The sequence below is a fragment of the Salinimicrobium sp. TH3 genome, assembly GCF_026676115.1.
Lineage (GTDB): Bacteria > Bacteroidota > Bacteroidia > Flavobacteriales > Flavobacteriaceae > Salinimicrobium.
The window spans coordinates 1-23,899 of the sequence record NZ_JAPONB010000001.1; the positions used below are offsets into that span (position 1 = coordinate 1).

Below are 23,899 nucleotides of genomic sequence, written 5' to 3' on the forward strand. Positions count from 1 at the left end.
CTCCTCCTCTTGGGCTCGAACCAAGGACCCTCTGATTAACAGTCAGATGCTCTAACCAACTGAGCTAAGGAGGAATTCCAATATATCTTTAGTGTATTTAACGAGGTACTAAAACCCTCTAAAAATTTTGCTCTTCCTCTTGGGCTTCCCTCGATCCTGATAGTTATCGGGACTCGGGACAGGCTTCTCGCCCTAAGAAAAATCTGCGTTTAAAACTTTGCTCCTCCTCTTGGGCTCGAACCAAGGACCCTCTGATTAACAGTCAGATGCTCTAACCAACTGAGCTAAGGAGGAATTTCGCAACCATTTTTGCGGTTGCAAATATAATCGAAAATTTCTATTTCACTAAATAATGAAGCAAAAAAAGAAAAAGAAAAAAGCTATTTAAACAAGGCCGATTTTATTTTAACCAAAAACCCTCTAGCGTTCATTGTTTTCGCTACCAGGTAAACAGATAGAGTGGTGGCAGGATAAGCAGCATCCCAGCCAGCATAAGGATCAATACAAGTGGAAAAGCCCATTTAAACCATCTGTCATAGGGAACATTGGCAATTGCAAGCGCACCCATCGTTACTCCGCTGGTGGGGACAATTATGTTTGTCAAGCCGTCTCCCATCTGGAATGCAAGAACAGCAATTTCCCGACTTATTCCCAGTACATCACTCAGCGGTGCCATTATAGGCATAGTTAATGCCGCCTGACCGGATCCTGACGGAATAAAGAAATTAAGCGCACATTGGAACAGGAACATCAGCTCTGCAGAGATGTAGCGAGGGTAATCTGCCGCCATTAAGGCTACTCCGTTTAGCATGCTGTCGATGATCTTGCCGTCCTGGGCAATTACAAGTAAACCTTTGGCCAGCCCTATCACAAGGGCTGCTTTCATCATTTCTTTTGCCCCGTTTACAAAGGCATCTATAGACCTTTGCAGGGACATTTGATAAATTACAGCTGCTACAATTGAGAGTCCCAGGAACAGGGCTGCTATTTCATTGATATACCAGTCCAGTTCATTTACCCCGTATACCAGGAAAAGAATGGCAGCCAACAATGCAAAAAGGATAATTTTTCTCCGTAAAGTAAGTTGTGGCATTTCATCCCCGGAAAGCTCTGAGGAGAATTCTTCAGAGATGCCGTACATCAGACTCTTTTTCGGATTTTTTTCAATTTTTCGCGCATATCTTGCAAGAACGATGCATGCAATTCCCGTCATCACCACCCATACAAAAAGGCGATATTCCATTCCTCCAAAAATTGGCACCTGAGCAATGCTCTGAGCGATCCCAACCGTAAAAGGATTGGTAAAGGCTCCCGCGAATCCTACCCCCGTACCAATAATGGGAATTGCCGCCCCTACAAGTGCATCATAGCCCAGAGCCGTTGATAGAGGAATGGTGATGAGGATAAAGACAAGGATCTCCTCACTCATTCCGAAGGTGGCTCCTGCAAGAGAAAACAAGGCAGTAACCCCTGGAACAATGTAATTCTTGTACTGCGGATTTTTACGGGCAAATTTTATAATACTGAAAAGCCCTGAGTTTATTGCTCCGGTTTCATTTAGAACTGAAAAAGCACCCCCCACAAGAAAGACAAAGCCTATAACAAATGCAGCAGAAATAAATCCCTTAATGGGAGCCGTAAGAAAGGCTCCGATTCCCTGCGGATTAGGATCGACACTTGAAAATGAGTCGGGAATGATCATTTCCCTGCCATCAATTACTTCCCGCTGATATTCTCCCGCCGGAACGATCCAGGTAAGGCCAATGAAAATAACCATTATCACCAATATTATAGCAATGGTGTCCGGGAATTTCTTTATTGTACGCATTGAACTATTGTTTCAGAAGAAAAATTTCACCCGGCAATTTAACACTTACCTTGAGATCGTCAGCACCCAGGAGCCCGTTCTTGGACCTTTTACTTCCGTTTCGATTTTCAATTAAGATTACCTGCGCATTTCCCACTACTTTGGCCGAATCATTTTGAACTAGCAGAGCAGTAGATTCATCTATCCCTATAGATATTTCTCCCGGATTTTCTATCGCCGTGCTTAGCAACCGGTTCATCCTCATCCGTTGTATAAAATGTTGATCGATAATTGCATTTTCCAAAAGACCAAGTCCTTCTTTGAGTTCAATATTATCTGCCTCAATGGTAGCAAAGTCGCCGGTATATACCGGATGCTTGTATTCATTGCCGGTGATCATTTTTTTACTCATAACTGCTGCACCTGCACTTGTACCCGCAATGGTGGCTCCATTATAATAGGCTTCTTTAATAGCCTTGTGTGCGGGAGAATTTAAAACAATATCCATGAATGTGCTCTGGTCGCCTCCGGAAATATAGATCAGGTTTGCCTTTTTCAAACTGTCTAATCTGGCAGGGTCCTGCTGCTCTTTCGTGAAATTGAAACCTTTGATTTTTTCTGCAGGCACACCAAGTTCAGTAAATTGTTTTGCTGCATAAAACACAGCGGAATCCTGTTCTGAACTTGACATGGGAAGAATTACTGCATAAGCCCCGTTCTCCATATTGCTTACTTCAATGAGTTCCTTTATCATTTCAGGAGGTCGTTTTCCGCCTCCAATGATGAACAATGTGCCCTTAGGTTTTTGAAAAATTTCTCCCGTAGTGCCTTTTAGCTCCTTTCCAGTGTTTATCTTACAGGAGAAGACCAGGCAGGAGCATAGCAGGGCTAATAATATTATCGGTTTCTTCATTTTTTTATGCGACTTAAATTCAAACTCATTTAGATTTTTTCTTCCTTGTCCCAGATGAAAAGTTTACGTGTGGTATCAGTTGAAAATCCTCGGTACATTCCGGCTGAGTTATACGTCATGGAAATATTTCCTTCCCCGTCTACAGCAACGAGTCCGCCGTCTCCGCCCATTTTTCCATGGTGGTCAAAAATGGCTTTTTTGGAAGCTTCTTCGAGGGATAGGCCTGCAAATTCCATTAGATTGGAGACATAAGAGGCAACAGTAGCCCGAATAAAAAATTCGCCGATTCCCGTACAGGAAACAGCGCAACTATTGTTGTTGGCGTAGGTGCCACAGCCAATAATAGCCGAATCTCCTATTCTTCCTTCCATTTTATTTGTCATTCCACCCGTAGAGGTGGCGGCAGCTAGATTTCCGTCACTGTCCATTGCAACGGCACCCACAGTGCCCTTTTTAAAGTTGGAATGATCCAGAAAGGTCTCGTCTGCAGCATATTTTTGGGCCTGCTGCCATTGCTCTTTGCGGAAAGAGGTGTGAAAATAGTCATTTTCAACAATCTCATGTCCCATTTCTTCTGCGAGCAAATCGCTCTCTTTCCCAGATATCATCACGATGTCGTCTCTGTTCATAAGACTTTTTGCAAATTTCACAGGATTCTTGATTTTACTGCTGTTGGCCAGTGCGCCTGCTTTTAATTCCCGGCCTTCCATTAAGGAGGCTTCCAGCAAATGTTTTCCATTCCTGGAGTACACGGCTCCCCTGCCTGCGTTGAAGTGTTCGCTGTTTTCTAAATGCTCAACTGCCGCACAAACGGCATCCACGGCGCTTCCTCCTTCCTGAAGGATTTTTTCACCGGCTTTCAGACTTTTCTCGAGATCCTGCAGGATCAACTCTTTTTCCCCGGCAGATATAGTTGATTCATCGATCACCCCGGCTCCGCCATGTATACAGAGTGAATATTTTGTTTTTTTTGTCATTTTTTTGTGGTTGTTCCGGTTATTCTGAAGGTAGAAACTTCCGGAAGAATGGTGCTTAAGTAGGTAAATGAGAGGGAGGGGAGATGCTGCTGTTTCCAACGCACCTCCTGTCTCTAAATTAGGTAATTTTAGAAAATCTAGTATCCGGGATTCTGCTCGATAACACCTCCTGAAATTGCGATTTCTCTCTGCGGAATTGGATAAACTGTACGGAAGGATTCTATTCCCAGGATAGCTTCAGCCCGGTCCAGGCGTACAATGTCAAACCATCTGTGTCCTTCAAAAGCCAGTTCTCTTGCGCGTTCTTCGAGGAGAATATCCACGAAGTCACTAAAACCGGCTACTTCTTCAGCTATTACCGGCATATCTGGCAGGGAGCGGGTTCGAACTTCATTAAGATCTTCTATGGCCATTTCGAGATCATCGGGATTTTGGCGGGCTCTTGCTTCCGCTCTTATCAGGTACATTTCAGAGAGCCTGAAAAGAATTGCGTTTCCTCCCAGCACACCGTCATTGGTTCCATACTTATCCACGAAGACAACTCTTCCATTGTCATAGTAAAGGTAACTTCGGGGGTCATCATCTGCATCCATAGGCTGGAAGAAATCGTCATAATTTGCGGAAACTTCAGGTGGAGAAATTGAGAAATACTCAGTTAAGGAGTTTCCATCTATTTCTGTGAACTGCAGTTCAAAAATAGCTTCCGCAGAACCTTCCGTTTCATAGATCTCATTATAATCGGAATTTAGAGCATAATCCGGATTTTCAATCACACTTGTGGCGAGTTCTTCTGCCATTACATAATTCCCCTGATACAAATAGACCCTTGCCAGCAAAGCTTCCGCAGTAGCTTTGGACACCATGAATTTGTCTTCATCATACACCAGCAACTCTATGGCAGTCTCAAGATCTGAAATTATCTGAGCATAAGATGCTGCCACGCTGCTACGTGGGATCTCTAATGCAGCATTGACATTCACGTAATCAGTAAAAACGGGAATCCCATACGGAGAGTCATTCTCGGTGAATTTACCGAATTGTCTCAGCGCATCAAATAATCCTAATGCTCTAAAGAAATGAGCACTACCGGCTGCATTATCATTTTCGAGTCCCAGCTCTTCCATTTTATCAAAAACCAGGTTGCTTGAATTCACAAGGGCGTAAATATCTACCCAGTTGCTCTCAATATAAGCACTTGACGCGGGAATAACAGCCTCGTCGAGCTGGGCAAAACGCTCCCTGAATCCTGTGGCATCTGCAATCCCGCCCGTCAAAGCCTGCGCCATAATAAATTCGCCACCGTAGTAGGTGCCACTCTGCATGATGTCGTAAAGGCCAATCACGGCCGAGCGAAGGGAGATATCATCGGTTATAGCTTCTGTAGATCGAATTTCGTCATCCAGTTCAACGTCCAGTACATCATCACAGCCTGTAAAAATGAAGGTCAGCAATAGGACGCTCAGTATTGTATATTTAAATTTTTTCATGTCTGTAGATTAAAATGTTGCGTTAAACCCAATTGTGATGGTACGTGCCTGTCCCAGGGTTCCAAAATCTTCCCCCTGTAAAACATTAAGATCAGTTTGATTTGAAGTGTTGGTTGAGACTTCGGGATCAAAACCAAGATAATCTGTAAAGGTGAGCAGATTCTGACCCTGGATATATATACCGAAGTTGTTCATTCCAATCCTGTCGATCACAGAAGACGGAAGATTATAATTAAGGCGCAGGGTTTTTAGCCTGATGTAATCTCCATCCTCCAGAAACTGGGTGCTAAATCTTTGAAGCTGCCCGCTTTCTGTAGAAGGTCGTGGCACATCGGTCACCTGTCCCGGCTCTCTCCAATAGTTATCAAAAACCCTCTGGCTTATGTTCGCGTAAGGAATTCCGCTTCGGGTCCACCCAAAGTTTTCGTAAGCGTGCCTACTTTGGTTATAGATTTTGTTTCCTCCCGAAAAAGTGACATTTGCTGTAAGAGAGAAATTTTTATAGGAAAAGGTGTTTTGCCAGCCTCCAAAATAATCTGGAAGGGCGCTGCCTACGATCTGGCGGTCATCGAAGTTGATGAGCCCGTCGCCATTAACATCTTCAAAAAGGGCATCTCCTGTTTCGGGATCAACTCCTTCGTATTTTATAAGATAAAGAGTACTTACAGATTCCCCTTCTTTCAGGATGTGGTTTCTTCCCACTATCTCCCCGTCGTTGAGGAGTTTGATGATTTCGTTGTCCAGAAGCGAGAAGTTGATCCCCGATCTCCAGTTGAAATTCTTTCCTTCAATAATATCTGCTGTTAAGCTGAATTCGAACCCGGTATTCTGGATTTCACCTATGTTCTGGTAAACCGAACTGAATCCTGTAAGTCCCGGCACATCTGCACTTAGCAAAAGATCTTCGGTCTGTTTCTTAAAGTAGTCGGCAGTTATGCTGAAGCGCTCATTGAATAATCCGAAATCGAGTCCCAGGTTAAGCTGCTTGGTTTTTTCCCAGCCAAGATCTGCATTTTCAAGCCGGTTGGGTGCTATCCCTGGAATGTTGTTGTAACCTGCATTAAGCGAGTAGGTTCCCACCCAGTTGGAGGATATTTCCTGGTTTCCGGTAAGACCATAACTTGCCCGAAGCTTCAGGTTTGAAACAGATTCAAAATCAAAGAAGCTCTCTTCATTGATTCTCCAGGCAACAGATGCAGAAGGGAAATAGCCATACTGGTTTTCTGTTCCAAAACGAGAAGATCCATCTGCCCTTAGTGTAAAGGAGAAAATGTACCTGTTGTCAAAGCTATAGTTGGCGCGACCAAAGAAAGATTGAAGTCCGTATTCGTTTTTGGCAGATGTGCTGTTAATGATCGTGCTGGCTGCTGAAATACTGGTGGTGCTATTAGTGGCAAATCCAACCCCGGCCTGATCTGAGAACTGAGCTTTTGTCTCCTGTAGCGTCCACCCTGCAATTAAATCCAGATCGTGGAGCTGAGCGAAGCGACGGTTGTAGTTTAGCGTGTTTTCAAGTTGCCAGGTATTCTCTTCAAAAGTGGCAAAAATAGCTTCCCCCTGATCGGACTTATTCGTTCCCGGGGGAACAAAGGATTCTTCAACGAAGTTTGAGTACTCAGTTGAAAAGGCAGATCTAAAGGTAAGATCTGGAATAATGTCCCATTCCACAAAGGTAGAGGCCTGTACTCTTGTACTTCTCGAGTCATTAATATAATCTTCTGCAATCAATACCGGATTTTCCAGTGGCCACCAGGTATTGTAGTTGAAAGGATTCGTGAATTCCCCATTTTCATCCCTTATGGGTGCTGTAGGATCCCATCCCTGGGCATTAATGATCACCCCGTATTCATCATTCTCATTGATGGTACGGTCGTGTTCACTTCGGTTAAGGAATATTGTTGTTCCTATTTTTACTGAAGAGTTTATATCGTGATCAAGATTTAATCTCGTGCTCAGACGGTCAAAGTTTTGGCCAATCTGGATTCCTTCCTGTTCATATAAACTTCCGCTGAGGTAGAATCTCGTTTTTTCTGAACCGCCACGAACGCTTACATCCAGGTTCTGAGTAAGGCCGGTTCTAAAAATTTCATCATAGATATTTGTATGTACTCCGTTCGATGTATCAATCCAGTCAAAATAATCTGGTCCCAATCCGTCAAATTCCGCAGCAGTATTGAAAAAGGCCTTGAATTGCTCCGGTCCTACGAGATCGGGAGTGTTAGTAATTTCTGAAAATCCGGCGTAGTAGCCTACATTAACCAGGGTTTCACCTGCTTTTCCACGTTTAGTATTGATGAGCACTACCCCGTTGGCCCCTCTGGAACCATAGATCGAAGCAGCAGCAGCATCTTTTAGAATAGTAATGGATTTGATATCATTCGGATTGATGTCTGCCAGGGGATTGGTAGGCTGAATATTGGTGTTAAGAGCGGAGTTGTTGCGGGAAACCAGAGGCACTCCGTCCACAATGAACAGCGGCTGGCTACTCGCTGAAATAGAAGAAACTCCCCGGATGTTAATGTTAATTGCCGAACCAGGGGTAGCTGAGGCAGAGGAGATATTTACTCCCGGAGTCTGCCCCTGAAGCGCAGTTTCAAAACTCGAAGCCGGACTTTTTGAAATCTCTTCGCTTTGAATCGTCTGGATACTGCTACTTACATCTTTACGTTCCTGAGTACCGTATCCAACGATGACTACCTCCTCAAGGGTTTTGTCAGATTCCAGTTGGATCTCATAGTTTGATTCTTCCGTTAATGGTATGGTTTGAGGTTTATAGCCAATATAAGAAACCTCCAGGGCCTGTACATCTTCGCCCACTTCAATTGAGAAGTTACCGTCGAAATCTGCCACCACCCCTTTGTTGGTGTTGGGAACAAGAATATTCGCCCCAATAAGAGGCTGCCCCGTGTCCTGGGCGGTTACTTTTCCTGTAATGATACGTTGGGCATTGGCAGAGAAACTTATCAGAAGTACAAGAAAAGAAATGAGTAATGAGTTTTTTGCATTCATTTTAGAACATTTTAGTTAATAATACACATCTCACTCTTCCGGGAAAGGGAAAAGAGAAAATACAGCTGAACTAAAATATTCTAGCAGTCAAAGATTGGCTGAAGTCCTCTTAACGTAAGAGATTTGCAGCCAGAGGGAAAAGAAAATGATACTATGCTTTTCATCGTGTAAAAAAATAAAATGGTCAAAAAAAGAAGATGTTGCATCTGGAAGATAGATGCAGTTACAGCTGTTCCGATTGGAATCTAGCAGTCAAAGATTGGCTGGAGCCCCTGTAGAGTTAGGGACTTGCAACAAAATGCCAATGTTGTTTTTTTAGTAATCACCAGGTTTATTTCTAATTGGTTTGATAAAAGTATAAATAATTCTTAAAGAAACAAATATAAAATTGCTATTGTGATAAAATGAAGCTTTGGGAGTTGACTAAAATTGAAGGTAAAAAGAGGTCGGATTTCAATTTTTCGATCCCTCCTCAATCCACCGGTACCAGAGGGAAAGAAAAAACTAGAAAAAGAAAAAGCCCGGTTCCTGACCGGGCTTTTTCACACAACAATTTTTCTTAATTTATTTTTACTGTGCCAGCTCAATCGTTCTGTCAAAAGTAGCTTAAGCGGCACCTTGTATTAATTCCTTAACATTATTATCGTCCATGGAGTCAGGTACTGCAGGGGTTGTCCACCTTTTGAATCCTTAGCGAAATGACGATTTCAGTATTACTTCATAAAGTCAATTTTTGTTCTAAAGGTGAAAACATTTTAGGTTTGGGATTAGATGGAATTTTTAACTGTAAATCGACTGAATAAAATCCTGGTACTTCTCTATGATCGTTTTTCTTTTAAGCTTTAGGGTAGGAGTTAATTCCCCGCCTTCAATGGTCCATTCATTTGGAATTAACCGGAATTTCTTGATTTGTTCTACAGGATTAAAATCCTGGTTGAATTGCGTGACAGATGCGCTTATTAATTCCCTCGCTTCCCTATCATGCATCACCTTGTCGTTCCCGGGATAAGGTTTTTCCTGTTCCATATACCATTTTTTCAAGGCTTCAAAAGCAGGGACTACCAGAGCTCCTACAAATTTTTGTAGTTCCCCAACCACCATGATCTGCTCGATCCAGGGGCTCTCCACCATCTTATTTTCAATGGGTTGGGGTGCCACAAATTTCCCGCCGCTGGTTTTGATAAGTTCTTTCTTTCTATCGGTGATCTTCAGGAATTTCCCGTCTTTCATTTTTCCAATGTCGCCGGTACGCAGCCATTCTCCTTCCATTACCTCTTCAGTAAGATCGGGTCTTTTGTAATAGCCAATCATTACGTTTGGTCCTTTGCACAGAATTTCTCCATCTTCGGCTATTTTCACCTCAACATCCTTCAGCAGTGGTCCCACAGTGCCAAACATCCTGTTCTTTTCGTCGTAACGATTCCCACTAATTATTGGTGAGGCTTCGGTGAGGCCGTAACCTTCCTGTATCACGATGTCGGCTGCAGTAAAGATCTTCAGCAAACGTACCTGGCATGCAGCAGCTCCTGTAATGATAGATTTGATCTCGCCACCAAGGGCATCTCTCCATTTGCTGAAGATAAGCTTGTTGGCCAAGGCGAGCTGCAACTTATAACTAAGGCTTTTTGGCTGATTGATCTCAAATCGCTCTGCCAGGCCCAGCGCCCAAAAGAATAGTTTCTTTTTAATTCCTGTCAGTTGATTTCCCTTGGCTAGAATGCCTTCGTAAATTTTCTCAAGAAGGCGTGGAACAGTAGTAAAAAGAGTTGGTTTAACCTCTTTAAGATTTGCGGCTATTGTATCCATACTTTCCGCATAATAGACCGCTGCCCCGCTATAAAAAAAGCAGTAGGTTGCCATGCGTTCAAAAGCATGGTTAAGAGGCAGGAAACTTATCACTCTTTTTCCCTGTACTCCCACCTCCTGAATAACATCGGCAGCACCAAGGGAATTGCTAACGATGTTGCGGTGTGACAACATAACACCTTTTGGAGTTCCGGTTGTTCCTGAAGTATAAAGAATACTGGCAAGATCTGTTTCCTTTACAGCTACTTTTAGCTGTTGAACCTGCGACTTCTCCTCTGTTGTAAGCTCCTTCATTAATTGGGTTAGTTGAGGTAACCCGGGCACTTCCTTGAAAGAATAAACCTCCTGTAAAGCCGGTAAATTCTCTTTGATCTCTTTTATCTTTTTATAAAGAGGTTCATCTCCAACGAAGATCATTTTCACACCTGCATCTTCCAGAATGAATTGTAATTCTTTAGTGGTGATATTTGGATAAACAGGAACAGACACAGCCCCAATCTGCTGAATTGCCAAATCCGCCATCATCCATTCGGGGCAGTTCTGGCTAATTATTCCAATTTTATCTTTTCCTTCTATACTGTTGTCACCTGCGGAAAATCCCATTTTCAAAAGTGAGGCACTTATTTGATCTGCTTTTTCACTTACTTCGCTGGTGCTGTATTTTCTCCACTCACCATTTTCTTTAGCAGCAAGCATATCGGGAAGGGGGAAATTCTCAAGTTGATAATTAAGGCAGTCAAAAAGCCGCTTTGGATTTTGTTTAGATGCCATTTGGTTCTTTTATCATTAAGTTATAAAAATCTCTTTTTCCTGGAAGTTGGTAGGGACAATTCCCGGAGTGTAAAAATATCACATATTCAAATTAATAAGGGAGGGCTGCGGCTTTAAATATTGGAGAAAAAAAAGCCGGCAATGTTTTTGTAAAACACTGCCGGCTCAATATTGTCTCAAAATTTTTCTAACTCTCTTCTCCAAGTTCTACAGCCCGGTCAAAAGCAGCGTAGGCAGCCTCTTTGATCAATTCTTTTACATTATTGTCATCCATAGAATCCAGCGCTGCACGGGTAGTTCCTCCTTTTGAGGCCACCCTGTCCATCCATAGCGTAGGGGAAAGATCATTTTGGTTGAATAATTCCACTGCTCCTTCAAAGGTTTGGCTTACCAATACCCGGGAATCGTGTTCAGAAAAGCCCATTTTAAGAGCTGCTTCCAGCATAGAATTCATAAAGTAAAAAACATATGCGGGACCACTACCCGATATTCCTGTTGAGGCATCTATAAAATTCTCATTCTTAACATGAATGGACTCTCCGGTTGTATCGAGAAGATTTCTTATCATAAGCAGCTCCACTCTTGAAACTTCCTTACTTTCGGTGTAGGAGGTAACTCCTTTTCCTACCTGGGCAGGTAAATTGGGCATCGACCTTACTACTTTCTTAATTCCCAGTCCTTCCTGGATCCTGCCAATGGTTACTCCGGCCATTAAAGAAACAGCAATCTGTTCTTTATGCATCAATGGCTTCATTCTCTCAAATAGTTCTTCGCTGTGAAAAGGTTTTACCGCAATAAAAACCACATCGGCTTCGGGTAAGGCATCTTCCAGTTTTTCATGAACATCAAAAATTCCCATATCCTTCAGCAGAACGGTCTTGTCTGGCGACACATCATAAATCATCAGCTTTCGCCTGTTTAAAAATGTTGATGATGCCATCCCTTCTGCGTAGGTAAGACCCATATTTCCTCCTCCAATAACTAAAACTTTCATTACTTTAATATTTTGTAAGGTTTGTGCAAAGACTGTACAGGATCGCTCCTTAAAGTAATAAATTCTGAAGTTTCTTTTCTGAATTTCACTAATCCCTTTAATAATCAGGCTTATACAATATTTTGTGCTTCTGTTTTAACCCCGACATTTCGTCAATAACCTGAAAAGGCGTCAGTATCTGAAGCACTTCAGCAGGAAAACTTAGGGGTTTAATTGATATATTTGGTCAAAACAGATATAAAAATATTAGTACTTATGAGAAAATTTTCAGGAATATTGGTGCTATGGGCGCTCCTCTGGGGGCAGTTCTCTTTTGCACAAACCAGCGATGAAGTCATTCAAAACATCATTCAGGAAGCCGAAGAGAATTCCAAACTTGAAGAACTGGCGCACCAGTTGCTTGACAGTATTGGCCCCAGGTTAGTAGGAACTCCTCAAATGAACAATGCACACAATTGGGCAGTAAAGAAATTTGAAAGCTGGGATATCCCGGCCGAAAAGCAGAAGTGGGGCGAATGGCGCGGCTGGGAACGCGGAATTACGCACATTGACATGATCGAACCGCGTGTACAAAGTCTCGAAGGAAGACAGCTGGCGTGGAGTCCATCAACCGGGAAAAAACCTGTGACCGCCGGGGTGATCACGCTGCCCGAAACTGTTTTAGACTCTATGGCTTTTCAACGCTGGCTTCCAAACGTGAAAGGGAAATTTGTGCTTATTTCCATGAAAGAGCCAACCGGCCGGCCAGATTATAACTGGGAAGAGTTTGCAACCGAAGCATCTTTTCAAAAAATGAAACGTAAACGCCAGGAACAAACTGAGGCCTGGAGAGATAAGTTCCGCACAATTGGTTATACCTCACGTACCTTGCCCGCGGCACTGGAAAAAGCAGGAGCGGTTGGGGTTATTACTTCCAACTGGTCGGACGGATTTGGAGTGAACAAGATCTTTGGAGCCTACACTAAAAAAGTACCAACCCTGGATCTTGCCCTTGAAGACTACGCAATGCTTTACAGGCTGGCCGAAAATGGCAGCAAGCCAAAAATAAGGGTAACTGCGGAATCTAAAGACCTTGGGATGGTTCCCACTTTCAACACTATTGCGACTATCGAGGGAAGCGAATTACCTGAAGAATACGTAATACTATCGGCTCATTTTGATTCCTGGGACGGTGGAACCGGTGCGACCGATAATGGTACCGGAGTTATTGTAATGATGGAAGCTGCAAGAATTCTGAAAGAGCACTATCCTAACCCAAAGCGTACTATTATTGTTGGCTTGTGGGGTAGCGAAGAGCAGGGGCTCAATGGTTCCCGTGCCTTTGTAGAAGATCATCCCGAAATTGTGAAGAATACCCAGGCGGTTTTCAACCAGGACAACGGCACCGGAAGAGTGGTGCGTATTTCGGGCAATGGCTTTTTACACGCCTATGATTACCTGGGAGACTGGCTTTCTAGAGTGCCCGATACTGTTGCAGATCATGTGGAGACTAACTTCCCCGGAAAACCGGGTCGCGGCGGATCTGATTATGCATCTTTCCTCGCCGCCGGAGTGCCTGCATTTAATTTAAGTTCTCTTAACTGGTCCTATTGGAACTACACCTGGCACACCAACCGTGATACCTATGACAAGATCGTATTTGATGATGTGAGAAATAATGTTATCCTTACAGCAGTACTTGCTTATATGGCAAGTGAAGATGAGGAGGTGACTTCCCGGGAGCAGATAAAGCTGCCTAATAATGAACGAACCGGAGAGCCTGAAACCTGGCCAGAGCCAAGTTCCCCAACCCGAAGAGGCGGAGTGGAGTAAAAAAAGCGCAAGTGGCGCTTATAAAATACAACAAAAAGCTGCAGGAAGAACCTGTCACTAAGGTGTCAAAAAGGGGATTTTCTGCAGCTATTTTATTTTAAGTTGAGAGCTTTTTTGCCTTCGTTAACTTCTTTACAGGCTTTTTCAAAAAGGATTGGATCGCCACCCACAAGAACTCTGGTGAGCTTATCCATTTCTGAAAGATATTTAGGGCCGAAGCCGGGATTGTTCTTAACAATATCGGGAGTATTGTCAATGACATCTGCCAGTTTAATGGTCTTTGCCTCATTGCTTATGGTGGCCTGTCGCTCCACCTCCTTATCTTTTCTCCTGCGTCGGTTTAAATGGGGGTATTTCTCCTTTACAAATTCATCTGTAAGCTCCTCAACCAGCTGAGCTACTTTATTTCCAAACTTCTTTTTTATTTCTTCAATTTCCACCGGGGTATCTTCCACCACATCATGCAGGTATGCCGCGCAGATCATTTCGGTAGTATGAGAAACGGTGCGAACAGTCTCTGCAACTCTTTTAGGGTGTTCAATATAGAGTTCTTCAGAATATTTTCGCAGTTGTTCCCCATGTGCCTTCCGTGCAAACTCTAAAGCTTTTTCCTCCATGTCTTTTCTTTTTAAAATAGGGAATTTTTTTGAAGTTGGAAAAGAGCGAATAAAAAAGAGGCCCTTAAAAAGCTATGAAAATCGTCATCCTGAATTTATTTCAGAATTTCCTGCACGAGAACCTGAAATTAGTTCAGGCTCATACATAATTTGATTTACTTTTTAAGGACCTCCTAAAATGTCATTTTGGGAACTATTTGTTTAGAGGCGCTCCCACAGGAATTGAACAGTCATGCCCCGGTTCTCCATGTGCAGGATTCACGCTTGGGGTTTGATCTACCCTAATAGGCGAAACCGAAGTTGAAGGCAATTGGCTGGTAGGAGTAGGGTTGGGTGTACTTCCCGCACTGGCATTCAATGGTGCACCTACCGGAAGATCACACCTGTGGCCTGGCAACCCATGGGCCGGGTTCACCTTTACTTCTTCGGTACCTTCGGCTTTAGAAGTGGTTTCGGAAGTTTCCTGTGGCGTGGCTTCGGCAGTCTTCTCTTCGTCTTTACAGGAAACCATAAGGATCAATCCCAGGACAACTATGATGTAATTAATGTTTAAATTTTTCATTTTCAATTTATTTTATGAGGTTCAGTAATTCTTGTGACGGGATGTTAAGAAGTCCTGCAGAGGGTAATCTACGGGTCATTTCCTTCCAGTTTTCATCTTCTTTGAAAACAGCTTCAAAAATGGGTTTTGCTTCGTCCATTCTTCCGCTGTTTGCGAGTGCTACTGCAGTCCAGTACTGCATTTCCAGGTTATCGGGAAACAATTCCATGGCATTCCCGTACTCCTCCAGCGCTTTGTCTACTTTGTTTGCTTCCATTGCCAGGTCACCACGGTTCATAAATTCATAGGCTCGGGCAACCTTTAGCAAACGTTCAAGTTCTACCAGGGGTTGTTCATGATCGTCCACGCGAAGGTCGATCTTTTTTTCTTCCCATGCATTCTCCACTTTCTTGGGACCAACAACCAGGATGGCAGCCGACTGACTTCCGCGGATATCTCCCCCGGCAGCCTCGGCAGCCTGAAGCACTTTTAAAACCCTTTCGGCCAGTGGTAGTTTGGCATTGTCTAGGAATGCCTTTTGCATAGCAGGAACTACAGTGGCATTGAGCATCATATTAGCCTGAACGGAATAATTTTGTCCGGTGATATGATCTGCAGCTTCCACGCAGTTTTCGCCCGTATGTGCAGCAGTGTTTCCTGAAGTATCCAAAAATGCCACCTGGCGGTACTCTTTTCCTTCATCTTGTGCCAGCAAAATACCTAATGCTTCTGAAGGTTGTTTCCCCTGTTCCATTAGCTCCAGCCCTTGAGGCCCATAAGCCGGGTTGACAAAGGATTGGGTCGCAACCACTCCCACCCCCGATTTTCCCCAGGAGACGATAGAGCCAACAGAAAACCAGTGGCTTTGTACTCCCACAGCCATTTCTCCGGTTTTCGCATCTCTTGCCACTATTGAATAAGTGTGTGCAAAAGCATCTTTCATGATCTCAGGATTTTTAGTCTGGGAAAATACGGAAGTGCAACAAAAGATGGTAAGTAGAGAAAGGATCTTCATGATCAAATATTTTTTTTAAATGTAATAAATATTCCTTTATCGGAAATATGGTGGTTGTTCCCGTAAATTCTGATGATTCTAATTAAATTATATGAAGATCAAATTAACAGAGATATGAGTTCGCGAGATATTGGGATAAATTAATTTGTTGAATTAAGGGTGACGATCTGGGAACTTTTACAGGCATTCCTAACAATGCCAGATAAACCCAACAAAAATTTAAAAACCTGATAATCATTGATTAACAGGTTTTTAATCTTTTTTAAAAATTGAAGTAGCCTCGCCAAGAATCGAACTTGGATCTACAGTTTAGGAAACTACTATTCTATCCATTGAACTACGAGGCCGGGTGGCGTGCAAATTTAAAAACTTCCATTAAGTAATCGTAAAATAATATCAGAAAATGAAAAAATAGGCAAAACTTCATCTTCAGGAATCCTGTAAATTAGTGACTCTAAAAATCTTTAAAATGCGAATCATTCCTCTCCTCCTCATTGCCACTTTATTTTGTAGTTGCCAGTCTGCACAACCTCCCGAAATGAAATATTTCAAGGCCGAGCATGAAAATTTCACCTATTCTGGACGCAGTATAAGTTCAGCAGAAGGAAGGGAGCTAATTGCTTCGGCAGCATCGGTTAGCACCAGGGTTACGGGAGATACCGTTACTGTTTTTCTCAAGAGCAACAATGAAAACCATCAATATGTAGCCGTAGAACTCAATAAGGAACATTTAGGGCGGTTCAGAATTAAAAAAGATACTCTGAAGTTTGCACTTCCGGCTTCAGATTCTACCAGTCTTCTCACGGTGTACAAAGAAACAGAAGCTTCTAACGGCAGCATCATTTTTAGTGGACTTCGGGTTCAAAATACAGAAAAGCCAGCCGAAGAAAAACGTGCAAAGATCGAATTCATCGGAGATTCCATAACTTGTGGAATGGGTGCCGATACAAATGTAATTAATTGTGAAGAAGGAGAATGGTATGATCAGCATAGTGCGTATATGGCATATGGGCCACGTGTGGCGCGGGCGCTGGAAGTGGATTTTGAAGTAAATTGTGTTTCGGGTATGGGAATGTATAGGAACTGGAACGACGAAGACCAACCCGTAATGCCCGACGTCTACCCTTATCTTCACCTCATCCCTAACAAGGGCCAAAAGGCTGAGGTAAAAGAGGAAAACGCGCCGCAAATTGTAAGTATTGCTTTAGGTACAAATGATTTTTCTTTAGGGGACCAACTAAAGGAACGCTCACCTTTCAACGCCGAAAAGTTCAGGGAGAACTATATTGGATTTCTAAAAACAATTTTTGACAGGTACCCCAATACAAAGGTTGCCCTTATTTCCAGTCCCATGACCGGCGAAAATGAGGGGGAGGAGTTGATTTCTATTCTTAAGGAAATTAAACGAGAACTGGCAGATCACCCTATTGAGGTTTTCGAATTCCAAAAAATGAATGCAGAAGGATGTACAGGCCACCCTAGTGTAGAAGACCATGCAGCAATGGCCGAAAAATTGCTCCCATTCTATCGGGAGCTTCTTTCAAAGGATTATTCCAAAAGCTCCCCCGGGTTAGAAGAAAAAACTTTATAATATGAAACAATTTACTTACCTAACTTTGTTACTCGTAATGTCTACTGTAGAAGCATTTTCAAACGTAAGCCTGCCCGCAATTTTTTCCGATAATATGGTATTACAACGAAATGCTGATGTTAAGATCTGGGGTTGGGCAAAACCCGGGGAAGTAGTTAAATTAACTACCTCCTGGAGTTCTGATACCCTCCAGACTAAAGTGGGAAAAAACGGAACCTGGGAACTGTTTTTGCCAACTCCCGATGTTCGGGAACCACAAGAGATTACCCTCACAGGCTACAACACTGTAATTCTCCAAAATGTGTTGTTGGGCGAGGTTTGGCTGGTAAGCGGCCAATCCAATATGGAATGGAGTGCCGCTGCTGGCATTGACAATGCTGCTGAAGCTATTGCCGGCGCAGAAAATGATCAGATCAGGTTTTTTACTGTTTTAAACAGATCGGCGCCTTATCCACAGCAGGATCTCGATGGCGAATGGGTGGCGAGTACCCCCGAAACAATGAAGCACTTTAGCGCCGTTGCCTACTTCTTCGGAAGAAAACTGAATGAAGAACTTAATGTGCCGGTGGGACTTATAAATTCGAGCTGGGGCGGAACGCCTGCAGAAGTGTGGATGCCGGCAGAAGTTATTGTGGAAAATGAGGAGCTCAGCAAAGCTGCCGCAATGTTACCCGATGTGGAATGGGGACCCAGAAAACCCGGCGCCCTTTACAACGCTATGATCGCACCTCTTACTTCCTTCAACATTGCAGGGGTATTGTGGTACCAGGGAGAGTCGAATACAGATAATGCCGATCATTATGAACAAATTTTCTCTGCGCTCATTAATTCATGGCGCCAAAAATGGAATTCCAAATTGCCTTTTTACTACGCACAAATAGCTCCCTATGATTACGGCGACAACTTCGCCGGCGTGAAAGTAAGAGACGCCCAGCGCAGGGTTCTAAAAATGCCAAAAACAGGTATGGTTATGACCAGCGACATAGGCGACATAGAAGAAATTCATCCCCGGAATAAGAAAGATGTTGGCTTACGCTTCGCCAATCTCGCCTTGAACGAAATCTACGAAAAAGAAACAGCTGCCTATTTTCCACTTTTTGAGAGGGTAGAGAAAAAGAAAGATAAGTTGCAGATCTATTTTGCAAATGCTGAAGAATTAAGAGTTGACAGACAAAACTCAGGGTCACAATTTGAAGTGGCCGGAGAGGATGGAGAATTTCAAACAGTGGCAATGAAAGTAAACAAGGATTTCGTAGAGCTGAACATTGAAAAGATCGAAAATCCTACGCAAGTCCGCTATTCCTGGAGAAACACCGGCACTTCAAACATTTTTAACAAAGCAGGTTTACCGGCCTCAAGTTTTCTTGAAGGAATTCAGAAATAGTTCTGCTTTTTCAATTTGAGTGGAATAAAAAAATACTCTTCAAAAATGCCTTTTTCGAAGAGTATTTAATTTTTCTGATTTTTCCCGGAAGTTAAGAATTCACCTTAATTATTCTTCTCCCAAGGTAAAGGAAGTCTTTAGAGTTTCTACCGAATTCCCACCGACGAAGACTTCAAATTCTCCCGGTTCCACCAGGTACTCGCCCTTATTATTATAGAAACCAAGTTCTTCTTCAGTCAGTGTAAAATTCACTGTTCTTCTTTCACCTTTTTTCAGCTCTACCAATTCGAAACCTTTGAGTTCTCTTACAGGTCTTACAGTGCTTCCGTAGAGATCACGAATGTAAAGCTGCACAACTTCCTTTCCGTCGTAGTTTCCGGTGTTGGTAATGTCTACAGAAACCTGCACATCCTCTCCCATTTCAAACTGGTTTTTGTTCAGCTTTAGATTGTCGTACTTGAAGGTAGTATAGCTCAACCCGTAGCCAAAAGGATAGAGCGGGGTGTTTTCCACATCCATATAATGTGACCACCAAACCATGTCTGCTCCCGGTTGGGGATCTTCGGGACGGCCGGTATTCTGATGGTTGTAATAAATTGGTGTTTGACCAATGTTCCTGGGGAAGGTCATTGGTAGTTTTCCGCTGGGGTTATAATCTCCATAAAGTACCTGCGCAACAGCGTTACCTGTCTGTGTACCCAGCTGCCATGCCTCGACAATTGTCGGAATATTTTCTGCGGCCCAGTCAATAGCCAGAGGTCTTCCGTTATTTAGAACCAAAACGACATTTTTGTTAGCTGTATAAACTTCCTCAAGAAGTTCCTGTTGTACCCCTGGAAGGTCCAGATTTGTGCGGCTTCTTCCTTCCCCGCTCTGGAAGCCATGCTCTCCAAGAACCATAACTACCACATCTGCATTTTTTGCAGCTTTAACGGCTGCAGGGAATCCGCTTTTGTCGGTGGTGTTGAAATTAACTTCAGTTAAAAAGGATTCTTCTCCGACCACAAGCTGGGCACCCTGCACAAAAGTGAGTTTATTGCCTTTATACTTTTGCATTCCTTCAAGAACCGAAACTGCTGTGTTGTCATCTGAAGCTATTCTCCAGCTTCCAAGTGGGCTGTTCTTATCATCTGCAAGATCTCCGATCAATGCTATGTTTTGTCCGTTTTTCTTTAGCGGAAGCAGATTTCTTTCATTTTTAAGAAGGACGATGGACTTTTTAGCCATATCCAGTACAGCTTCGTGGTGGGCAGGGTTACCAACCACCTCTTTTTCTCTTTGCGCGTCAAGATATCTATATGGATCATCCATTAGACCCAGTTCATATTTCACCCGAAGAATTCTTCTCACTGCATCATCCACAAGAGCTTCATCAAGCTTACCTTCGTTTACTAGTCCAACGATCTCGTTCACGTAAGAATATGCTTCCATATCCATGTCTACTCCTGCTTCCACTGCTTTTTTAGCAGCCATTTTCTCATCTTTCACAAAGCCATGAACCACCATTTCTTCAATAGAAGCATAATCGGAAATTACGAATCCGTCAAATCCCCATTTTCCCTTTAAAATTTCTCTTAGAATAAATTCATTTCCTGTTACCGGAATCTCATTTAAGGTATTAAAACCGGTCATGAAAGTTCTTACCCCGGCTTCTTCGGCTGCCTTGAATGGTGGCAGGACCATATTGAATAAGGTCGAAGTCCCTATGTCTGCTTTGTTGTATTCACGACCGGCTTCAGCAAAACCATAACCCGCGAAATGTTTTGCAGTGGCAGCAACCGTAAGTGGATCTGAAAGATCATTTCCCTGGAATCCTTTCACTCTTGCGGCTGCGATTTTGCTCCCCAGGTAAGGATCTTCTCCTCCGCCTTCCATCACCCGTCCCCACCGGGCATCGCGTGATACATCAACCATTGGTGCAAAAGTCCAGTTAATTCCCGAAGCAGCAGCTTCTGCGGCACCTACTGCAGCAGATTTTTTTATCGCCTCAAGATCCCAACTGGCAGCTTCGGCTAAAGGGATAGGGCTAAGTGTTTTGTAACCGTGGATCACGTCGAAACCTATAATAAGTGGAATTCCCAGTCTTGATTCATTAACTACGATTTCCTGCACCGCTCTCACCTGGTCGACGCCACGCACGGTCAACATAGCACCCACGCGGCCATTTCTTAGATGCTCATACTTAAGTGCGGCATCCCCGTCCTTAGGTGCAGGACCAGTAACCTCCCAAAAACCATTGTACTGGTTCATTTGCCCGGCTTTTTCTTCAAGGGTCATTATACTCAGCAAGGAATCAATTTTTGCCTCTATGCTGTCGTTGGAAGATTGGGTTGGATTCATATTACGATCTTGTTTTACGGTAAATCCGCTCAGCATCAAACCAGATACTATGAGCAGAGCAAGGGACATTCTTGTTCTCATTTTATTGAAGTTTTTTTAGCTTAAAGTTTTTATGCTTCGGAAGAAGAACCAGTAGCCAATCCTGGCCTTTTCCCGAAGATACTGGTTTAAAAATGTCATTTTTGAGCAGCTCGTTTTTTACCGCTTCTTTTGAAGTACCTGTACGCGGATTAAACCAGTAGGCCTTTGGATCTTCAAAGTTCAAGTGAGTAAGATCCACCTGAAATGATTGTCCTTCCGGTGTGTAAAAAAGGGCAAACTGAGGTGCATTTGCGGCAAGAATATGGCCTGAATTCTCAGGATTTGAGCCTTTTATGAGCTCTTGTGCCGGTTTCATTTGCTGCCATTCCAGAGAATTGAAGAATTCCCGAAGGTATTTCATTTGCTGGGCTCCCGGCAGGTCGAGGGCTTTTTTCCAGCCAAGTCTGGCATTCAGAGTGGGGATTCTGCCTTGATCAAACATTTGCCAAATATCATTACTGCCATAAGTATAGCCTGCAGCCCCTCCCAGAAAACTATTGTATGCAGACACTCTTACATCTGTCTCGTCCAGACGTCCATAACTTTCCTCCTCCCAAAACCGGTCGGGAATATCCTCGTACCTTGCTTCCCCATTTATAACCGGTCTTTTAAATGTTTTCTCCATGCTTTTTTGAGGATACTGATATTCTTTGGCAAGGCTGGAATGTCCGCTTTGATACATATCGATATCCAGCCAGCTTTCATCAAAAAAGTCTGAAGCCAGCTTTGCACCCGATGGATGGTAACTTATAAGGTGATTTTGATCCTCACTTTGAATTCCTTTCGCAAGAGCGCGTATAACATTGTAATGCTGTTTATTTTCTGGGACTCTATCTCCTCCCAGGATCCAGATAATATTGGGATAATCTTTGTACCTTTTTCCTAAAAGCTCCCCGTATTCTTCAGCATTTTCGGGAGTAAAGATTTCCGGGCCAACACCCCATCTTTTATTGAATTTGTCACCCCAGGCGGGCAGCAAACCTACATATAAATCATTTTTTTCTGCCTCGGAAAGCACAAAATCCAGGTGCTTAAAATATTCTTCATTTAACCGGGTTGGATCCTTTTCAATAAGAGGTTTATGGCCATAGACATTAGGTGTATTAAGGCCATCCATCTCTGCTAAGATCACCGTCTGTATAACAGTAAATTCTTTAGCCTGTCGGTTCTCAAGATACAATATCACTTCCTCACGATTGAGGCGATGTACCAACTCCCAGGCGGTATCTCCAAGCCAGAGGAAGGGTTCCCCGTTCTCAGTTTCCAGGTAACCCCTGTCTTCACTTAATTTTAGGAAAGGTATTTGCTGGGCTGTCAACTGGCTTACAGAATATAGAAGAATGAAAAAAGCCACCAACCTGAACTTTATTGGAGATAAAAGCAAAAGAGGTGAGCAGTACGTTTTCATCATTTAAATTTATGAGCTTGTGTTCTTCTATTTCTGAACAGCTTCAGGATTTATTATTTCATTGTACTTCTTGATCAATTGAAGCGTGGAATCATCCTGTGCAAAAACAGTGTTTAATCCTTGTGGTTCTTGTGGGGGATCCCCTGTAAAGTCGTCTCCAATTTCCCATTTTCCGCGTACCTGATCGGTTTTAGCAAAGCCGCCAAAGCCCCAGAAATTCGCTCCTGCCAAATGTCCTTTTTCTTCATGGCTCTCCTTTAATTTCAAAAAAAGAGCTTCATAGAATTTATCCCTGTTCTCTACGGACGCACTCAAAGCTAAACTTTCCTTTTCTCTTGGAAATCCAAATTCCGAAAGAACTATAGGTTTATTCAATTTTCGAGCTACTTCCACATGTTCATTGATGTACTTATAAGCATTATCAATAGAAACCTGAAGACTTCCTTTTTCATCTTCGATATTATACCATCCCCAGTTCTTTGGCCACATATGAGCAGTTAAATAATCAATCTTTGGATTGGAGTGCAGGGTTTCATACTCGACAAGATCCTCCAAATAACTGGCTTTACCTTCGGCACCTGTTGAGATGAGGGTGTTGGGATCTAAGCTTTCCAGTAGATCAACAACTTCTTTAAGCCAGTCTCTAAAAGGCTCCCTGTCCTCCTCAGTAAAGATGCGGGGTTCGTTCGCCACCTGCCAGGACATAATGGTAGTGTCATCTGTATATGGTCGGCCCGTGTACTGATTGGTCCTGCCAATAATAAATTTTACGTGAGCCATAAAAGCTTCCCGACAAGGCGTACATGTGTGGAATTGCTGAGTGTATTGGAAATAATCACCCCACGAATATTTCTCCAAAAAAGGGTTTGCCACCTCGCCATAGCCGTTCCACTCAAGATATGCCGACATTCCGCCAGACCATATCCAGTTGTTGTTAAGGTAGAGCACGGCATACATATCTCTTTTAGCCATTTCGGCCAGAAGAAAATCCAGGCCATCCAGCAGGTCTTCATTATACTCCCCTTGTGCGGGCTGTAATGCAGGCTTAACCTGGAAATCCTGAGTTCCGCCCTCTGCGCCCACCAGGATTCTCAGGTTATCTATTCCTTTGCTCTTCATTAGATCCAGCTCCTTTATAAGCCTTTCTCTATCCCCGATATTACTTGCGCCTATTAAAGGTCCATACCAGTAATTCGCACCTACAAAATAATAAGGTTCACTGCCTTTGTAAAAAATTCCATCCTTAACAGTGATGGGTTCAGGTCCTTCATCCATAGTTTGCACACTGCCACAGGAAACAAGAAACATTGCTGAAGCCAGTGCTAAAAAAGATAGTTTTTTCATAA

General features: G+C 43.2%; 16 protein-coding genes and 3 tRNA genes. 3 read left to right on the forward strand and 16 right to left on the reverse strand.

Annotated features, from left to right (window positions below):
* The 9 genes from OU683_RS00005 to proC form a co-directional block, all read right to left on the reverse strand.
* Positions 1-74 (reverse strand) — tRNA-Asn (locus tag OU683_RS00005).
* Between the two features lie 146 nt (positions 75-220).
* Positions 221-294: transfer RNA gene (locus tag OU683_RS00010), tRNA-Asn, on the reverse strand.
* Between the two features lie 145 nt (positions 295-439).
* The gene (locus tag OU683_RS00015; RefSeq protein ID WP_268133904.1) at positions 440-1,828 is read right to left on the reverse strand and encodes a YfcC family protein; all 1,389 of its coding nucleotides are present in this window, start codon (positions 1,826-1,828) and stop codon (positions 440-442) included.
* A 4-nt stretch (positions 1,829-1,832) separates the two neighbouring features.
* Entirely contained in the window at positions 1,833-2,720 is an 888-nt protein-coding gene (locus OU683_RS00020; protein WP_268133906.1) for a cyanophycinase, read from the reverse strand.
* Positions 2,721-2,749: 29 nt separating this feature from the next.
* Positions 2,750-3,697: an isoaspartyl peptidase/L-asparaginase family protein gene (locus tag OU683_RS00025; RefSeq protein ID WP_268133908.1), complete on the reverse strand. Its 948-nt coding sequence runs from the start codon at positions 3,695-3,697 to the stop codon at positions 2,750-2,752.
* Positions 3,698-3,834: 137 nt separating this feature from the next.
* A complete protein-coding gene (locus OU683_RS00030; RefSeq protein WP_268133910.1) occupies positions 3,835-5,184 on the reverse strand; it encodes a RagB/SusD family nutrient uptake outer membrane protein in 1,350 nt (449 codons plus the stop codon).
* A 9-nt stretch (positions 5,185-5,193) separates the two neighbouring features.
* Entirely contained in the window at positions 5,194-8,193 is a 3,000-nt protein-coding gene (locus OU683_RS00035; RefSeq protein WP_268133912.1) for a SusC/RagA family TonB-linked outer membrane protein, read from the reverse strand.
* Positions 8,194-8,973: 780 nt separating this feature from the next.
* Positions 8,974-10,770 carry an AMP-dependent synthetase/ligase gene (locus OU683_RS00040; RefSeq protein ID WP_268133914.1) on the reverse strand — a complete coding sequence of 599 codons (1,797 nt, stop codon included), beginning with the start codon at positions 10,768-10,770 and terminating at the stop codon, positions 8,974-8,976.
* Between the two features lie 187 nt (positions 10,771-10,957).
* Entirely contained in the window at positions 10,958-11,764 is an 807-nt protein-coding gene (gene proC / locus OU683_RS00045) for a pyrroline-5-carboxylate reductase (RefSeq protein WP_268133916.1), read from the reverse strand.
* Positions 11,765-12,019: 255 nt separating this feature from the next.
* On the opposite strand from proC, the gene OU683_RS00050 reads away from it, so the two are divergent.
* Positions 12,020-13,576 carry a M20/M25/M40 family metallo-hydrolase gene (locus OU683_RS00050; RefSeq protein WP_268133918.1) on the forward strand — a complete coding sequence of 519 codons (1,557 nt, stop codon included), beginning with the start codon at positions 12,020-12,022 and terminating at the stop codon, positions 13,574-13,576.
* 92 nt (positions 13,577-13,668) lie between these two features.
* Here OU683_RS00050 and OU683_RS00055 read toward each other — a convergent pair whose 3' ends face one another.
* From OU683_RS00055 to OU683_RS00070, 4 genes are all read right to left on the reverse strand, one after another.
* On the reverse strand, positions 13,669-14,193 hold the full coding sequence (locus OU683_RS00055) for an HD domain-containing protein (RefSeq protein ID WP_268133920.1): 525 nt from the start codon (positions 14,191-14,193) through the stop codon (positions 13,669-13,671).
* Between the two features lie 193 nt (positions 14,194-14,386).
* On the reverse strand, positions 14,387-14,755 hold the full coding sequence (locus OU683_RS00060; protein WP_268133922.1) for a hypothetical protein: 369 nt from the start codon (positions 14,753-14,755) through the stop codon (positions 14,387-14,389).
* Positions 14,756-14,762: 7 nt separating this feature from the next.
* Positions 14,763-15,749: a DUF1028 domain-containing protein gene (locus OU683_RS00065; RefSeq protein ID WP_268133924.1), complete on the reverse strand. Its 987-nt coding sequence runs from the start codon at positions 15,747-15,749 to the stop codon at positions 14,763-14,765.
* 275 nt (positions 15,750-16,024) lie between these two features.
* Positions 16,025-16,096 (reverse strand) — tRNA-Arg (locus OU683_RS00070).
* Between the two features lie 122 nt (positions 16,097-16,218).
* Here OU683_RS00070 and OU683_RS00075 point away from each other — a divergent pair.
* A complete protein-coding gene (locus tag OU683_RS00075; protein ID WP_268133926.1) occupies positions 16,219-17,340 on the forward strand; it encodes an SGNH/GDSL hydrolase family protein in 1,122 nt (373 codons plus the stop codon).
* 1 nt (position 17,341) lies between these two features.
* On the forward strand, positions 17,342-18,724 hold the full coding sequence (locus tag OU683_RS00080) for a sialate O-acetylesterase (RefSeq protein WP_268133928.1): 1,383 nt from the start codon (positions 17,342-17,344) through the stop codon (positions 18,722-18,724).
* Between the two features lie 108 nt (positions 18,725-18,832).
* Here the strand turns inward: OU683_RS00080 and bglX are convergent, their stop codons facing one another.
* From bglX to OU683_RS00095, 3 genes are all read right to left on the reverse strand, one after another.
* Complete coding sequence (gene bglX / locus OU683_RS00085; RefSeq protein ID WP_268133930.1) at positions 18,833-21,145, reverse strand: beta-glucosidase BglX; 2,313 nt, start codon at positions 21,143-21,145, stop codon at positions 18,833-18,835.
* Between the two features lies 1 nt (position 21,146).
* The gene (locus OU683_RS00090; RefSeq protein ID WP_268133932.1) at positions 21,147-22,499 is read right to left on the reverse strand and encodes a glycoside hydrolase family 140 protein; all 1,353 of its coding nucleotides are present in this window, start codon (positions 22,497-22,499) and stop codon (positions 21,147-21,149) included.
* A gap of 81 nt (positions 22,500-22,580) precedes the next feature.
* Positions 22,581-23,897, reverse strand: coding sequence for a glycoside hydrolase 5 family protein (locus OU683_RS00095; RefSeq protein WP_268133934.1), 1,317 nt, complete (start codon positions 23,895-23,897; stop codon positions 22,581-22,583).
* Positions 23,898-23,899: the final 2 nt, after the last annotated feature.

Excerpts from the sequence above, each read along its gene's own strand:
- OU683_RS00025 (WP_268133908.1), bottom strand. The coding sequence starts at position 3,697 with ATGACAAAAAAAACAAAATATTCACTCTGTATACATGGCGGAGCCGGG.
- OU683_RS00065 (WP_268133924.1), bottom strand. The coding sequence starts at position 15,749 with ATGAAGATCCTTTCTCTACTTACCATCTTTTGTTGCACTTCCGTATTT.
- bglX (WP_268133930.1), bottom strand. The coding sequence starts at position 21,145 with ATGAGAACAAGAATGTCCCTTGCTCTGCTCATAGTATCTGGTTTGATG.
- OU683_RS00075 (WP_268133926.1), top strand. The coding sequence starts at position 16,219 with ATGCGAATCATTCCTCTCCTCCTCATTGCCACTTTATTTTGTAGTTGC.
- OU683_RS00080 (WP_268133928.1), top strand. The coding sequence starts at position 17,342 with ATGAAACAATTTACTTACCTAACTTTGTTACTCGTAATGTCTACTGTA.
- OU683_RS00035 (WP_268133912.1), bottom strand. The coding sequence starts at position 8,193 with ATGAATGCAAAAAACTCATTACTCATTTCTTTTCTTGTACTTCTGATA.
- OU683_RS00030 (WP_268133910.1), bottom strand. The coding sequence starts at position 5,184 with ATGAAAAAATTTAAATATACAATACTGAGCGTCCTATTGCTGACCTTC.
- OU683_RS00050 (WP_268133918.1), top strand. The coding sequence starts at position 12,020 with ATGAGAAAATTTTCAGGAATATTGGTGCTATGGGCGCTCCTCTGGGGG.
- OU683_RS00095 (WP_268133934.1), bottom strand. The coding sequence starts at position 23,897 with ATGAAAAAACTATCTTTTTTAGCACTGGCTTCAGCAATGTTTCTTGTT.
- OU683_RS00055 (WP_268133920.1), bottom strand. The coding sequence starts at position 14,193 with ATGGAGGAAAAAGCTTTAGAGTTTGCACGGAAGGCACATGGGGAACAA.
- proC (WP_268133916.1), bottom strand. The coding sequence starts at position 11,764 with ATGAAAGTTTTAGTTATTGGAGGAGGAAATATGGGTCTTACCTACGCA.
- OU683_RS00040 (WP_268133914.1), bottom strand. The coding sequence starts at position 10,770 with ATGGCATCTAAACAAAATCCAAAGCGGCTTTTTGACTGCCTTAATTAT.
- OU683_RS00020 (WP_268133906.1), bottom strand. The coding sequence starts at position 2,720 with ATGAAGAAACCGATAATATTATTAGCCCTGCTATGCTCCTGCCTGGTC.
- OU683_RS00060 (WP_268133922.1), bottom strand. The coding sequence starts at position 14,755 with ATGAAAAATTTAAACATTAATTACATCATAGTTGTCCTGGGATTGATC.
- OU683_RS00015 (WP_268133904.1), bottom strand. The coding sequence starts at position 1,828 with ATGCGTACAATAAAGAAATTCCCGGACACCATTGCTATAATATTGGTG.